Genomic DNA, 13751 nt, shown 5'->3' with positions numbered 1-13751 from the left:
CCAGATTGCGCCGCGATGATTTCATTGTGATTTCAGCGTGATGTCACAGGCCCGGCAGGGCGAAGGACAACACCGTTGACCTGCCCGACAGATTGCTGCGCGATTCCATCGTGCATTTTGGAAATGATGGATAGACAGAGCCTTGCGCTCACAGTCTGCGCACGTCAGTTGGACCATTCCTCGCCCCAGGCCTGGACGACATGGCCCGGCGACACCTCGCGATATTGCCGAACGGGCGGCTGGTAGTCGGGCGCGCGCACCGGGCTTCTGATCTCGTCGTTCGCTACCTCGCGCCTGGTGCCGCGGCGCGATGGATCGGGCACCGGCACGGCCGCCATCAGCTTCTTCGTATAGGGATGCTGCGGATTGCCGAACAGGGCCGCGCGCGGACCGGTCTCGACGATCTCGCCGAGATACATCACCGCGACGCGATGGCTCATCCGCTCGACCACCGCGATATCATGGGAAATGAAGAGGTAGGCAAGTCCCATGCTGGCCTGAAGGTCCAGCATCAGATTGACGACCTGCGCCTTGACCGAGACGTCGAGCGCCGAGACCGCTTCGTCCGCGACGATCAGCTTCGGTCCGAGCGCGAGCGCGCGGGCAATGCAGATGCGCTGGCGCTGGCCACCGGAGAATTCGTGCGGAAAGCGCGCGGCCATGTCAGCGGTGAGACCAACGCGAACTAGCAGGTCGGCGACCTTCTCCCGTGCCTGCGACGCCGTGGCGAGCCCGTTGGCGAGCAATGGGGCCGCAATCGCCGTTCCCACCGACATGCGGGGGTTGAGGCTCGCGAACGGATCCTGGAACACGATCTGCATCTGCTTGCGAAAATCACGCAAGGTGCGGGCATTCATGGCCAGCACATCCTGCCCGTCGATCAGAACGGTGCCGCTGTCCGGCTCCGTCAGCTTGAGAATGGAGCGGCCCGTCGTCGATTTGCCGCAGCCGGATTCGCCGACCAGCGCCAGCGTCTCCCCGGCGCGCAAGGAGAAGGAGACGTTCTCGACCGCATGGACGCGGCCCGAGACCTTGCCGAACAGGCCCGAGCGAATTGGAAAGCGCGTCGTGAGGTTGGAGACTTCGAGCAGCGGTCGCTCGGCAATCGAAACCGTATCGGGCGTCTCTGCCGGCCCGTCCGAGGTCCCCGTTAGCTTGTCCACGACCGGAAAACGCATCGGCCGCATCCGCCCATCCATCGAGCCGAGGCGTGGCACGGCCGCGAGCAGTGCCCTTGTATAGGCATGCGAAGGGGCGGCGAAGATGCGCGAGGTATGGTCGGTCTCCACCGCTTGGCCGCCATACATCACCACGGTGCGGTCCGCGATCTCGGCCACCACGCCCATGTCGTGGGTGATGAAGAGGATCGACATCCCCTCTTCCTGCTGAAGCTCCTTCAGGAGCTCCAGGATCTGGGCCTGAATGGTGACGTCGAGCGCGGTGGTCGGCTCGTCCGCGATCAGCAGCCTCGGCTTGCAGGCCAGCGCCATCGCGATCATCACGCGCTGGCGCATGCCGCCGGAGAAACGATGCGGATGCTCGTGGAAGCGCGATTTCGCCGCAGGTATCCGCACGCGGTCGAGCAGGCGGATGGTCTCGACCTCCGCCGCCGCGCGCGACAGGCCGCGGTGCTGGATCAGTGCTTCCGCAATCTGGAAGCCGATGGTCAGCACCGGATTGAGGCTCGTCATCGGCTCCTGGAAGATCATGGCGATGTCGTTGCCACGAACATCCTTCATGCTCGCTTCGGGCAGCGTCAGCAGCTCGCGACCGGCAAGCCGGACGCGGCCTTCGACTCGGCCGTTCTCCTTCGGAATGAGCCGCATGATCGAGAGCGCGGTGACGCTCTTGCCCGAACCGGACTCGCCGACGATCGCCACGGTTTCCCCCGAGGCAATATCGAACGACACGTCGCGGACGACGGGACTCCATTCCCGCTCACGTAGGAAGGACGTCGTCAGGCCGGAAACCGACAGCACCGGCGACGGCGCGTTGGCAGCGACTTGATCAGCTCCGCTTGCGCCCATGCTCGTGCCGGTGTCCTAATAGCCACGACTACGATCGACACGCCCAGGCAGCTCCTCGCCGCGGCGGTGGCGCGCGATCACGTCCAGCACGAAATCGACCGCTGTATCCGGCGTGGTCATGCTGGCATTGTGCGGTGTGACCAGGATGCGCGGGTGGCTCCAGAAAGGATGCCCCGCAGGCAGCGGCTCCGGCTCGGCGACGTCGAGGACGGCACCCGACAACGCGCCGCTGTCGAGCGCCGCGAGAAAGTCGGCTTCGACCAGATGCGGGCCGCGCCCGACGTTGACGAGCGACGCGCCGCGCGGCAGGCGCGCGAACAGATCCGCATTCAGGATGCCCCGGGTCTGATCGGTCAGAGGTAGGAGGCAGACGAGAATGTCGGTCTGCGCAAGAAAATCCGGCAACGTCTCCATGCCCGCGTAACAGGTGACGCCGTCGATCTCGCGGAGTGAGCGGTTCCAGCCGAGAAGCGGAAAGCCGAACGCCGTGAGGCGTTCAAGCACGGCCTGGCCGAGCAGGCCAAGACCCATCACGCCGACGCGACGACGTTTGGCCGGCGTGATCCGGATCTCGCGCCAGACCTGCGCCTTCTGCTGGCCGATGAAGTGCAGGAGATCACGATGCAGGGCGAGCACCGCCATGGTGACGTATTCCACCATAGTCTCGGCGATGCCCGGCTCCAGCATGCGCACCAGCGGAATGTGCGGCGGAACTTTTGACGCGTCGAACTGATCGACACCCGCACCGACCGAGAAGACCAGCTCGAGATTGGGGAACGTCGTCGCGATCTCGTCCGGCGGCACCCACGCCACGAGATAGCGGACGTCGGCGGGATCGCCGATGTCGGGCCAGAGCCGGAACGGCACATCGGGCGCGCGCTCGGCGAAGAAGCCCGCCCACTCCGCGCCGCGAACCATGTTGGCCTTGTACAGAACCGTCATGCCACCAAACCCTCAGAACGGGCTGACCGGTGCGAGCCGGCGGCCGTCGATCAGGCGCCTGTGGCTGTAGGCCGCGGGATCGACCAGCGGCGTCGCGCCCGTCACGATGTCGGCGGCGAGCTTGCCGGCTGCAGGACCGATGCCAAAGCCGTGGCCGGAGAAGCCGGTGGCCAGGAAGAAGCCGGGCATGGCGTCGACCGACGAGATGACCGGAATGGTATCCGGCGTGCAGTCGATCGTCCCGCCCCAGGCTTCCGCGATCTCGATGTCCTTCAATTCAGGGTTCGACTTGATCAGCGAAGCCAGCGCGGCATTGACCAGCGACATGTCAGGCGCGGGATCGCGCACGCGCTCGGTCTCGAATGGCGACGGCTTGTCCAAGCTCCAGCTCGTGCCGCGCATGAGCTGGTCGAAGAAGGATTTGCCGAACGACAGTTTCAACCCGTTCTTGCGATGCAGATAGGTCGGCCAGAAGGTGCGCGCGTAGCGGAACAGGTCGGGTGACAGTTCGACCGTGCCGCGATTGCGCAGCGCCAGCGTAAAGCCGCCGTCGAGGCGGCGGCGGATGCAATAGAAGTCGGTGCCGAGCGCGCCGGAGGTGATCTCCGGCCCCGGCGTGGTCCGGCATGCGGTGGCGTTGACGAGACCGATCGGCAGCTCGATGCCGTGGCGTCGGCAGAACAGCGACGACCAGGCACCGCCCGACAGCAGCACCGATTGCGTGCGAATGGTACCATTCTCGGTGACGACGGCGCTCACCCGTCCGCCTTGCGTCTCCAACCCACGCGCGGCGCAGCCCTGGTGAATGGTGACGCCGTGTTTTCGCGCGGCGGTCGCAAGCGCGGGCACAGCCATCGACGGCTCGGCGCGCCCGTCGCTGGGCGTGTGCAGGCCGCCGACCCATGTCTCGGAATTGCCGGGCAGACGCTCGGCGACCTCGGCCGGCGTCAGGACGGTCGAGTGCACCTGCATCTCGCGCGCCGTTGCGGCCCATCGCTCCCAACTCGCGAGCTCATCCTTGCTCTTGGTCAGGAACAGCACGCCGGTGCGGCGGAAGCCGGCATCGACGCCGGCATCGTTCTGCATGTCTTCCCATAGGCGCAGCGCCTCGCGGGCCAGCGGGATCTCCTCACGCGCGCGACCCTGCTGGCGGCACCAGCCCCAATTGCGGCTCGACTGCTCGCCGCCGACATGGCCCTTCTCGATCAGGGCGACGGAGAGGCCCTTCTTCGCGAGATGATAGGCCGCGGAAACGCCGATGACGCCGCCGCCGATGACGACGACATCCACCTGCGCCGGCAGGCGCTCGTCACTTTTTATACGGGTGAGCGGCGGGGACATGGGACACTCCAGATATTCAGTTCGATCGAGACAGCTCGGCTCGTCGCCAGTTTGCAGATCATGGGATATTCATCCGCGGGTCGAGCGCGTCGCGCAGGCCGTCGCCGAGGAAGTTGAAGCTCGTCACCGCCAGCGTGATGGCGAGACCCGGCGCAATCGCAAGCCAGGGCGCGCTGGTGAGATAGATCTGCGCGTTGTTGAGCATGTTGCCGAGGCTCGCGGCCGGCGGCTGGATGCCGTAACCGAGATAGCTGAGATAGGATTCCAACAGAATTGCCTTGGCGACGTTCAGCGTCGCCGCCACCACGATCGGCGCGACCGCGTTGGGCACGAGCTCGCGGAACATGATCCGCAGATTCGACGAGCCGAACGAGAGTGCAGCAACAGCAAACTCGCGTTCCCGCAGCGAGCGCACTTGGGCCTCGACGACGCGGGCCACCCACATCCAGGCGGTTGCCGCGATCAGCACGGTGGTGGTGACGAAGCCGGGCTCGATGAGCGCCGCGAGCGCAAGCAGCAGGAAGATGGTCGGAAAGCACAGCATCGCATCGACCAGCCGCATCAGCACCGCGCCGACCACGCCGCCATAGAAGCCGGCGAAGGCGCCGACGACGATGCCAACCGCCATCGCCATCACCATCGCGACGAAGCCGATCGACAGCGAGACACGCGCGCCCATCATCAGCCGCGCCAGCACGTCGCGGCCGAGCTCGTCGGTGCCGAGGATGTGCGCGCCCGACAGCGGCGGTGCGAACCGCTTCATGATGTCGATATAGGTGTCGTCGAACGGCAGGAGGTACGGGCCGAATGCCGAACCGAGGATGAGAAGCAGAATGATCAACGCGCCCGCGAGCGCGAGCCGGTGCCGGCGGAAGCGCCGCCAGGCGGCCTGGCCCGGCGCGAGCTGAACGGTCGTGAGGGCTGCGCTCGTCATCGCCTAGCCCACCCGGATGCGCGGATCGACGACGGCATAGAGGATGTCGGCGAGCAGCGATCCGATCAGCACCATGATCGCCGAGAACATCAGGATGCCCATCACCACCGGATAGTCGCGGTAGCCGATGGAATCGAGGAACAGCCGGCCCATGCCGGGCCAGGTGAATACGGTCTCGGCGACCAGCGCACCACCGAGCAGCGTCGGAAACTGAAGGCCGCCCACCGTGATCATCGGCAGCAGCGCGTTGCGCAAGGCGTGAACCGTAAGGATTCGCCATTCCGGCATGCCCTTGGCGCGCGCGGTGCGAATGTAGTCCTGGTTGATGACTTCGAGCATCGAGGAGCGCATGAAGCGGCCCCACATCGCGGTCTCGACCAGCGCCAGCACCAGCGCCGGCGCAATGAGATGATGAAGCAGATCGAGCGGCGAGCCATCGCCGACGGTCTGCCGGTTGCCCGCCGGCAGCCAGCCGAGCTTCACCGAGAACACATAGATGGTGACGAGGCCGAACCAGAAGGTCGGGATCGACAATGCGATCATGGCGCCGACGGTCGCCAGCGAATCGAACAGCGAATAGCGGCGCAGCGCACCGAGCACACCGATCCAGCAGCCGAGCAGGACCGCGATGACGGTCGCAGTCGCCATCAGTTCCAGAGTAGCGCCAAGATGCGACGAGATCACCGCCAGCACCGGCTCGCCGTCGCGATACGAGCGGCCCCAATCGCCCCTCAGCATCCGGCCGAACCAGTCGAGATACTGGATCGGCAGCGAACGATCGAGGCCAAGCTGCCTGGTGACGCGATCGAGATCCTCCTGCGTCATCTGCGCGGACGCCGCGAATTGCGAGAGCGGGCCGCCCGGCGCCAGATGCAGGATGGCGAAGCCGATCGCGGACACGATCACCAGCAACATGATCGCCTGCGCCAGGCGATTGGCGACGTAACGGGCCATCTCAGGCGATCTCGCGCACCTGAACCATCAGGCCCAATACCATTCGCGGATGTTCCAGCAGTTGATCGACATGTTGATGTTGGGGCGGAAACCCTGGAGTCCTTCCTTCACGCCTTCGGCAATGAAGCCCTGGAACAGCGGCAGGATCGCGAGGTCGTCGCGGATGAGCTTCTGCAGATTGCCATAGGTCGTCTTGCGCTGCGCCAGATCGAACTGCTTGGCACCTTCGGCGAGCAGTCGATCCGCCTCCGGGTTGCGATACTGATAGGTGTTGTAGCCGCGGCCACCCTTGGCAGGAATGGCGCCGGAGCCGAAGCGGGGCGTCACGTCGGGGTCGCTGCCGAGCATGAAATTCACCCCCACGATCACCGAGTTGAATTTCGATTGCTGCCAGAAGTCGCCCCAGATCACCGCGGCCGGCATGTTGTTGACGCGCATCGCGGCACCGATTGCGCGCCAGTCCTGGATCAGCAACTGCTGGGTCTGCTCGCGCACCGCATTGCCCGACGTCGTTGAATTGGTGAATTCGAGCTTCACGCCGCCTTTCTCGCGCACCCCGCCGGCGCCGCGAACCCAACCGGCCGCATCGAGCAGCGTGTTAGCCTTGGCCGGATCGTATTTGTGCTGCGGCAGTCCCTGCTGGAACGACCAGGCCTGTTGCGGCACGAAGCTTTCGGTCTGCGTCGGCAAGCCGTAGTTCAGCGCGTCGATAATCGCCTGCTTGTTGATCGCGAGATACAGCGCCTCGCGCACGGTGCGGTCCGCCAACGCGCCGAACTCCAGATTGGGCGCGATGTGCTCCACCGACGACGTCGAGGAGACGAAGATCTTGCGGCCCTTCAGCGTCTTCGCCTCCTGCACGAAGTTTGGCAGAATGCCTTGCAGGCCGGTGTAGTCGACCTGGCCGGTGCGGAACTGAGTGTACAGGACGGTGAGATCGGGAATGTATTTGAACACCACGCGTTCGACGTACGGCCCCTTGCCGTGATAGCCGGTGTGAGCATTCAACTGAATGTGGTCGCCCGGCACGCGCTCGCCCCAGCGGAACGGTCCGGTGCCGACAGGCGCGTTGTGGAACGGCGAGGCGTTCGGATCGGTCACCTTCTCCAGGATGTGCTTTGGCACGATGAAGGTCAGCGATCCCAGGATCGACATGTAGGGCGAATAGGGAGCTTCCATGCGCCAGTGAATCTCGTCGGGCGCGACGACCTTAATGTCCTTCACGAGGCTATGGCCGACGCGGCTGCGCGCGCGGAAATCGGGATTAGCGATCAGCTCGAGCGAGAACTTCACGTCCTCGGCCGTGAACGGCGTGCCGTCGTGCCATTTCACGTCGCTGCGGAGCTTGATCTTCCAGGTCAGGCCGTCGGCCGACAGGCCGCCATTCTCAAGGGTCGGGACTTCGCGGGCGAGGTCGGGAACGAACTTGCCGTCGGGATCGATGAACCAGAGCGGCGAGAACACCTGCCACCAGATGCCCTGATCGACTTCGATGCCCGGCATCAGGGGATGAAAGACCGTCGGCTCCTGCGACAGCGCCGCGATCACCTGTCCGCGCGGCTTGTCCGGCGGATTGGTCGGGCGTTCGGTCTGCGCGAATGCGTGGCCTGAAAGCGTCCATCCCGCCGCGGCGCCCGCGCCGAGCTGGAATATCTGACGGCGGTTCGGATTGCCAAGATGCAGTGCCCCAACGCCGAACTTCCCGGTGTCGTCCGCCATGACCACTCTCCGTTGTCGCACGCGGCACCGTCTCCCGCGCCCCGAGATCCCCGGCAAAGGGACAGGAGTGGGCTTTAGTGCTTCTAAATTTTTCTATCAAAAGTTCATCACGACTAAATACAGCTGTCAATCGCATTGCTAGGATGCGCGACCTTTTCACTTCGACTGAAGCTCCAGACCGTCGTTGTCCGGGGCTGAGATGATGCACGGGAGAGCGACATGGATGGTCGCGGCGAGATCAGCGATCCGAAGGATGCCCCGGCGACCGAGGCCGACGATGCCGTCGACCAGCGCCTGGGCGAGACCGTGCGGCTGCTGCGGCAGCGTGCGGGCCTTTCGATCCAGGACGTTGCTAACAAGACCGGCCTCTCCAACGGCATGATCAGCCAGCTCGAACGCGCGCGTGCCATGCCGTCGATACGGACGTTGCGCCTGCTCAGCATCGCGCTCGACGTTCCCATCTCCTATTTCTTCGAGACCACCGATCCCGCCGACGTGCAGCGCTATATCGTGCGCAAGAACAGCCGCCGCCTGCTGCGGCTCACGGCCAGCGGCGTGGTCAAGGAAGCGCTGACGCCGGCAGACAAAGGCCAGCTCGAACTCTACGAGCTCACGCTCAATCCCGGCGCCTCGTCCGGCACCGATTTCCTGCAGCACACCGGCGAGAAGGCGGGCTATATCCTCTCGGGAAGCCTGCGGCTGTGGCTCGACAACCAGGCCCATCTGCTCGAGGCCGGCGACAGCTTTCGCTTTCCGAGCATCGTTCCGCACATGTTCGACAACCCGACCCAGCAGACGGCCCGCGTGATCTGGGTGACCACGCTGCGCCAGACCGATTCGCCGGCAGGTTGAAGCGCCGCCAACCCGGCACCACCGCAAATTGCCCCTCGACGCCGCCGCGCGGAATCTGTAGCTCACATCTGTAGCTGACGTGGAGCCGGACATTGACAGGGCGGCCACGGGGGCCGCGACTGACGCGTTGGTGTGAGACCATGAAACTCAGGGGGCTTCTGACACTCGCGATGGCCGCGCAGGTCATCGTGACCGCGGCGGCTCTCCTCGTCTCCTATGCCGCGACCGGAACCGGGTTCGGCATTGCCCAGATCGTCGCCCTGCTCGCAAGCGGCGCCACTGCGGTCCTGCTCGCTCGTCTGTGCACGCGCGCGATCGAAACCGCGCAGGAAAAACGCGCCGCCGCGCTACTGACCGAGCAGGCGCAGGCCAGCGCGCAGATGACGCAAGCCGTCATCAAGACCGCGCTCGACGCCTTCATTCAGACCGACCAGAGTGGCATCGTGCTGGAATGGAGTCTTCAGGCCGAGGCCCTGACTGGATGGACGCGCAAGGAGGCGCTCGGCACCGACGTCGTCAACCTCCTCATCGCCGAGCCGCTGCGCGACGGCTTCAGGCAACGCATGATGCGGCTGCTGCCGGAATTGTCGGATACGCCGATCGGCATCCGGTTCGAAGCGACCCTGCTGCACCGGGAGGGCGACGAGATCCTGATCGAGGCCTCCAGCACGGCGCTCCGCATCGGGGGGCGCACCCTCATCAACAATTTCGTCAAGGACGTCACCCAGAAGCGCGCCGCCGCGGAGCAGCTGATCCAGGCCCAGAAGATGGAGGCGATCGGCCAGCTCACCGGCGGCATCGCGCACGAATTCAACAACATGCTCACCGTAATCACGGGCACGATCGAGATCCTCGCCGACGCCGTGAAGGACAATCCGCCGCTTGCGACCATCACCAAGCTGATCAGCGACGCCGCCGACCGCGGCGCCGCGCTGACGTCGAGCCTGTTGTCCTTTGCCCGCAAGCAGGCGCTCAAGCCGGCCGAGAGCGATGTCAACGAACTGCTCGAAGAGCTCGCAAAGCTGCTTCGGGCAACCTTCGACAAGAAGATCGAGATCGTGACCCGGCTCGACGGCAACATCTGGCTCGCCCTCGTCGATCGCGGCCAATTGAGCTCGGCACTTCTCAACCTCGCGATCAACGCCCGCGACGCGATGCTGGACAGCGGCAGACTGACGTTGACGACGCGCAACGTCGTGTTCGGCGTCCGCGAGGCCGTGGCGGTCGGGGCCGGCTATGCCGGCGACTATGTCGAGATCGAGATAGCCGACACCGGCACCGGCATTCCGCCGGCCATTCTCGAGCGGATCTTCGATCCCTTCTTCTCGACCAAGGACGTCGGCAAGGGCACGGGGCTTGGGCTCAGCATGGTGTTCGGATTCATCAAGCAGTCCGGCGGCGGCATCAAGGTCGCTTCCGAAGAAGGACGCGGCACGATTTTCACGATCTACCTGCCGAAGGCGGAGGCGAGCACGCTTCGCCCGACCGGCTATGACGAGCGCAAGGTCGTGGGCGGGACGGAAACCATCCTTTGTGTCGAGGACGACCGCGACGTCCGCCAGTACGTTACGGTCCAGCTCGAAAGCCTCGGCTACAAGGTCATCCCGGCCGCCAATGCGGCCGAGGCACTCGCCATCGCGGCCGAAGGCACGCCCTTCGACCTGCTTTTCACCGACATCGTGATGGCCGGCAGCTTGAATGGACGAGAGCTCGCCGACGAGATGGTGGCAGCGCGCCCCTCGCTGAGGGTGCTGTTCACGTCGGGCTATGCCTACGACGCTCCGCATGCGCAGGGACGCGCCACCAAGGGCGCGCCGCTTCTGACAAAGCCCTATCGGAAGGCCGAACTCGCGCGCATGCTGCGCCGCTCTCTCGACACCGCCGTCGACGCGGTTGGCGATCCGATCCCGACGCCCTATTCGGTGCAGGCCGATCTCGAAGGCTTTCTGCGCAGGCAGGCCGCTGAACGCGACAGGCGTTAGGGCGCGTCTTGCGCATGGACAGCGCATGGCTGCTGCGCAACACTCCGTGTCAGTTACAATCCCATTGGAGGCGACCCATGACGTCACTCGAAAAAGGCATCACCGCGAACGGTACGGGCTATGGCGGCAAGACCTGGAACATCCTCGGCCAGGTCTACTTCCCCAAGGCCGTCACCGAGTCCACTTTCGCGTTCGAGACCAACAGCGATCCCGGCCAGTTCGTGCCGGTGCACATCCATCCGACCCAGGACGAATTCATCCTGGTGCAGGAAGGCACGCTCGACCTCAAGCTCGACGGCAAATGGGTCAAGGCCCACGCCGGCGACCTCGTGCGCCTGCCGCGCGGCATCCCGCACGGCTATTTCAACAAATCCGACAAACCGGCCCGTGCGTTGTTCTGGGTCTCGCCGATGCAGAAACTGGAGGCGCTGTTCAATCAGCTCCATGACCTGACCGACGCGGCCGAGGTCGTGCGCATCTCGGCGCTGCACGAGGTCGACTTCCTGCCGCCCGAAGCCAACGACTAGGCTACGATCCCCCGACCGACGAATCGTTGGGGGAACCGGCCATGCCTGCACGACGTCAACTCCTCGCAATCATCGCAGCGCTTGGGCTGCTCCTTACGACGCTGGTCCCGTGCCGGGCGCAAACGCTCACTGCCAGGCAATCGGAGGCGGTTGCGAACTACGAGCGTACGCTCGGCGACTTCAAGACGATTCTGGCCGAGCGGCGCCGCCAGATCGACGCCAAGCAGCCGCTGCCGAACCTGCCGGGCCAGGCGCTGTATCTGGCACGCGTCGCCGTGATCAGTGCTTACAAGGATCTCACCGACGCCATGCCGTCGCGGATCGGCAGGCCCAACAAGTTCGAGATACCTCCGGCCTATTTCGATGCCGACATCGAGCCGCTGGTCGACGAATACTCAAAGCTGTTCGAGATCATGGAGGCGCCGCCGGCCGGGGCGCAGAACTCGGCGACGCCGTTCAAGGACGTAGTCGATCTCGCGGTCGCGATCGCGCGCGCCAAGGGGCTTGCGCCTGACCACGCCGAAGCCGCGGGCCGGATCAGCCTCGGGCTGTTCTTCGCCGAGACCAACGGCAAGCAGAACGTCCGCAACGGGCGCTCGAACACCTATATGGGCAGCTTCCAGACCGGCCCATCCGAGGACCGCAACGGCCGCAGGAAATGGGAGACCATCAAGGCCGAGATCGCGGCCGCCGATCCCGGGTTGAGCGCGCGCGACGACAAGGAGGAGGCGCGCGCCCGCGGCACCGATCATCGCTTCAATCACTGGACCAACGTGCGCGACGGCCTGATGAACGCGCATGCGGATGTTTTCCGGGAGATCCCGGGAATCGTGAAGACGCTGCCCGACCCGATAGACCAGATGAAGCTGTTCGAGCTGATCCAGATCGTTCCTACGCCGACGCGGTCGGCGCTCAAGTCCGGCGATCTCCTGAACTACAGGGTGTCCAGTCCGACGATCATGAAGCACCTGCGCAACAACAGCATCTTCGCATTCGGACAGGCCGACCGGGCGCGCACCTCGGCAAGCTTCCGGGAAATCCTTGGCGCGATGTGGCTGTTCAAGCGAAAGTTCGAGAAGGCGATGGCGAAATATGCGGAGATCAAGCCGCGTTGAGGGGCGTCGCCGCGTGGCACGCGGGTGAGAGCTAGCTCCCGCCTTGTAGCCGTCCGTCGGCGTCTTCAAAGGCAAACGGTCGCCGCCTGGTCATTGCGTCCTGCGCCCGGTGCATTTAGCTTCTCTGGACAAGAACAAATCTCGGGGGGACACATGACAGCCGCTCTTCGCAAGCGCACGCACCGTGCCGCATGGGCCTTGATCTCGACATCGCTGGCCGGCCTGGCCAATTTCGCCGCGCATGCCGAGATCGTCGTCACGGCCAATGACGGCAAGATGGTGCTCGAGAACGGCAGCGCCGTAGTGCGCAAGCAGCCGCTGCCGGACACGGTGAGCGTCATCGACTTCACCGACGGTGGCTTGAAACTTCTCGGCGAAGTGCCCGCCCCGGCCAGCGTCGTCGGCCCGCCTCCGAGCGTGGCCATTGCGCCGGATGGCGCGGTCGCCCTCGTCACCGGCGCGATGAAGCTCGATCCTGCGGATCCGGCCAAGACGGTGCCTGACGACAAGCTCTCGGTCATCGACCTGAAATCCACGCCGCCCAAAGTGCTGGCGACCTTGCAAGCCGGCGCCGGCGCTGCCGGCGTTTCGATCAACCGCGCGGGCACGCTGGCACTGGTCGCGAACCGCAGCGAAGGCACGGTCTCGGTCTTCACGATCAGCGGGAGCACGCTTGCGGCGGCAGGCAAGATCCAGCTCGGCGACGCCAAATCAGGACCCAGCCACGCCGTCTTTTCCCATGACGGCGCGACCGCGCTGGTCACGCGCGACGGAGACAGCAAGATCTCGCTTCTGACTGTGGACGGGAGCAAGGTCGAGTACGCCAAGCGCGATCTCTCCGCGGGCATCCGCCCCTACGACATCGACCTCACCGGAAGCGCCACCGCAATCATCGGTAATGTCGGCGCAAGTGGCGGCGACAACGACACGATCAGCCTGATCGACATGACGGCGAAGCCGATCCGCGTCGTCACGACGGTCACCGTCGGGCAGACGCCGGAAGCCGTGAAGATGTCCCCGGACGGCAGCCATGTGGCCGTGACCGTCATGAACGGCTCGAACAAGCCGCCGGCCTCGCCATTCTTCAACGATTTCGGCCTGCTCAAGGTTTACAAAATTTCGGGCACTGACCTTACCCCGGTGACGGAAGCGAAGATCGGCCATTGGTGCCAGGGCACGGTGTGGTCCAAGGACTCCAAATATGTCGTGGCCCAGTGCATGGTCGAAAACGAGCTGATCGCCTTCTCGTTCGACGGCAAGGCGCTGAACAAGACATCCACGCTCAAGATGCAAGTGAGCCCCGCGGGCATCCGCACCGCGGAGCCGTAGGGCCGGAGCGCGGCGCAGCCATCCTGCGC

General features: G+C 65.0%; 11 protein-coding genes. 5 read left to right on the top strand and 6 right to left on the bottom strand.

The window, feature by feature from the left end:
- Positions 1-164: 164 nt before the first annotated feature.
- Genes IVB48_RS18690 through IVB48_RS18665 form a run of 6 tightly spaced genes read right to left on the bottom strand, consistent with a single transcriptional unit; the run spans position 165 to position 7917 of the window.
- Positions 165-2027: an ABC transporter ATP-binding protein gene (locus IVB48_RS18690; RefSeq protein ID WP_247401554.1), complete on the bottom strand. Its 1863-nt coding sequence runs from the start codon at positions 2025-2027 to the stop codon at positions 165-167.
- A gap of 15 nt (positions 2028-2042) precedes the next feature.
- A complete protein-coding gene (locus IVB48_RS18685) occupies positions 2043-2969 on the bottom strand; it encodes a glyoxylate/hydroxypyruvate reductase A (RefSeq protein WP_247401551.1) in 927 nt (308 codons plus the stop codon).
- Between the two features lie 12 nt (positions 2970-2981).
- The gene (locus tag IVB48_RS18680; RefSeq protein WP_247401548.1) at positions 2982-4310 is read right to left on the bottom strand and encodes an FAD-binding oxidoreductase; all 1329 of its coding nucleotides are present in this window, start codon (positions 4308-4310) and stop codon (positions 2982-2984) included.
- A 58-nt stretch (positions 4311-4368) separates the two neighbouring features.
- Positions 4369-5244 (bottom strand): ABC transporter permease, encoded by an 876-nt coding sequence (locus IVB48_RS18675; RefSeq protein ID WP_247401545.1) that lies wholly within the window; start codon positions 5242-5244, stop codon positions 4369-4371.
- Positions 5245-5247: 3 nt separating this feature from the next.
- Positions 5248-6198: an ABC transporter permease gene (locus IVB48_RS18670; protein WP_247401542.1), complete on the bottom strand. Its 951-nt coding sequence runs from the start codon at positions 6196-6198 to the stop codon at positions 5248-5250.
- 27 nt (positions 6199-6225) lie between these two features.
- Positions 6226-7917, bottom strand: a complete 1692-nt coding sequence (locus IVB48_RS18665; RefSeq protein ID WP_247401538.1) for a peptide ABC transporter substrate-binding protein — start codon at positions 7915-7917, stop codon at positions 6226-6228.
- A gap of 219 nt (positions 7918-8136) precedes the next feature.
- On the opposite strand from IVB48_RS18665, the gene IVB48_RS18660 reads away from it, so the two are divergent.
- The 5 genes from IVB48_RS18660 to IVB48_RS18640 all read left to right on the top strand — a co-directional run bounded on the left by IVB48_RS18660 (position 8137) and on the right by IVB48_RS18640 (position 13722).
- Positions 8137-8769, top strand: a complete 633-nt coding sequence (locus IVB48_RS18660; protein WP_027570599.1) for a cupin domain-containing protein — start codon at positions 8137-8139, stop codon at positions 8767-8769.
- A 140-nt stretch (positions 8770-8909) separates the two neighbouring features.
- Positions 8910-10751: an ATP-binding protein gene (locus IVB48_RS18655; RefSeq protein ID WP_247401535.1), complete on the top strand. Its 1842-nt coding sequence runs from the start codon at positions 8910-8912 to the stop codon at positions 10749-10751.
- Positions 10752-10828: 77 nt separating this feature from the next.
- Positions 10829-11278, top strand: a complete 450-nt coding sequence (locus IVB48_RS18650) for a cupin domain-containing protein (RefSeq protein ID WP_247401532.1) — start codon at positions 10829-10831, stop codon at positions 11276-11278.
- Positions 11279-11319: 41 nt separating this feature from the next.
- On the top strand, positions 11320-12393 hold the full coding sequence (locus tag IVB48_RS18645) for a hypothetical protein (RefSeq protein WP_247401529.1): 1074 nt from the start codon (positions 11320-11322) through the stop codon (positions 12391-12393).
- Between the two features lie 153 nt (positions 12394-12546).
- Complete coding sequence (locus tag IVB48_RS18640; protein ID WP_247401528.1) at positions 12547-13722, top strand: YncE family protein; 1176 nt, start codon at positions 12547-12549, stop codon at positions 13720-13722.
- The last annotated feature ends 29 nt before the right edge of the window (positions 13723-13751 follow it).

Origin of the sequence: Bradyrhizobium sp. 76 (genome assembly GCF_023073025.1) — a bacterium.
Lineage (GTDB): Bacteria > Pseudomonadota > Alphaproteobacteria > Rhizobiales > Xanthobacteraceae > Bradyrhizobium.
Note: the sequence above shows the minus strand (reverse complement) of the source record. Positions and strands in the feature narration are given on the sequence as shown.

Coding starts and splice junctions, on each gene's coding strand:
- IVB48_RS18670 (WP_247401542.1), bottom strand. CDS start 6,198: ATGGCCCGTTACGTCGCCAATCGCCTGGCGCAGGCGATCATGTTGCTG.
- IVB48_RS18675 (WP_247401545.1), bottom strand. CDS start 5,244: ATGACGAGCGCAGCCCTCACGACCGTTCAGCTCGCGCCGGGCCAGGCC.
- IVB48_RS18685 (WP_247401551.1), bottom strand. CDS start 2,969: ATGACGGTTCTGTACAAGGCCAACATGGTTCGCGGCGCGGAGTGGGCG.
- IVB48_RS18680 (WP_247401548.1), bottom strand. CDS start 4,310: ATGTCCCCGCCGCTCACCCGTATAAAAAGTGACGAGCGCCTGCCGGCG.
- IVB48_RS18690 (WP_247401554.1), bottom strand. CDS start 2,027: ATGGGCGCAAGCGGAGCTGATCAAGTCGCTGCCAACGCGCCGTCGCCG.
- IVB48_RS18660 (WP_027570599.1), top strand. CDS start 8,137: ATGGATGGTCGCGGCGAGATCAGCGATCCGAAGGATGCCCCGGCGACC.
- IVB48_RS18665 (WP_247401538.1), bottom strand. CDS start 7,917: ATGGCGGACGACACCGGGAAGTTCGGCGTTGGGGCACTGCATCTTGGC.
- IVB48_RS18645 (WP_247401529.1), top strand. CDS start 11,320: ATGCCTGCACGACGTCAACTCCTCGCAATCATCGCAGCGCTTGGGCTG.
- IVB48_RS18650 (WP_247401532.1), top strand. CDS start 10,829: ATGACGTCACTCGAAAAAGGCATCACCGCGAACGGTACGGGCTATGGC.
- IVB48_RS18655 (WP_247401535.1), top strand. CDS start 8,910: ATGAAACTCAGGGGGCTTCTGACACTCGCGATGGCCGCGCAGGTCATC.
- IVB48_RS18640 (WP_247401528.1), top strand. CDS start 12,547: ATGACAGCCGCTCTTCGCAAGCGCACGCACCGTGCCGCATGGGCCTTG.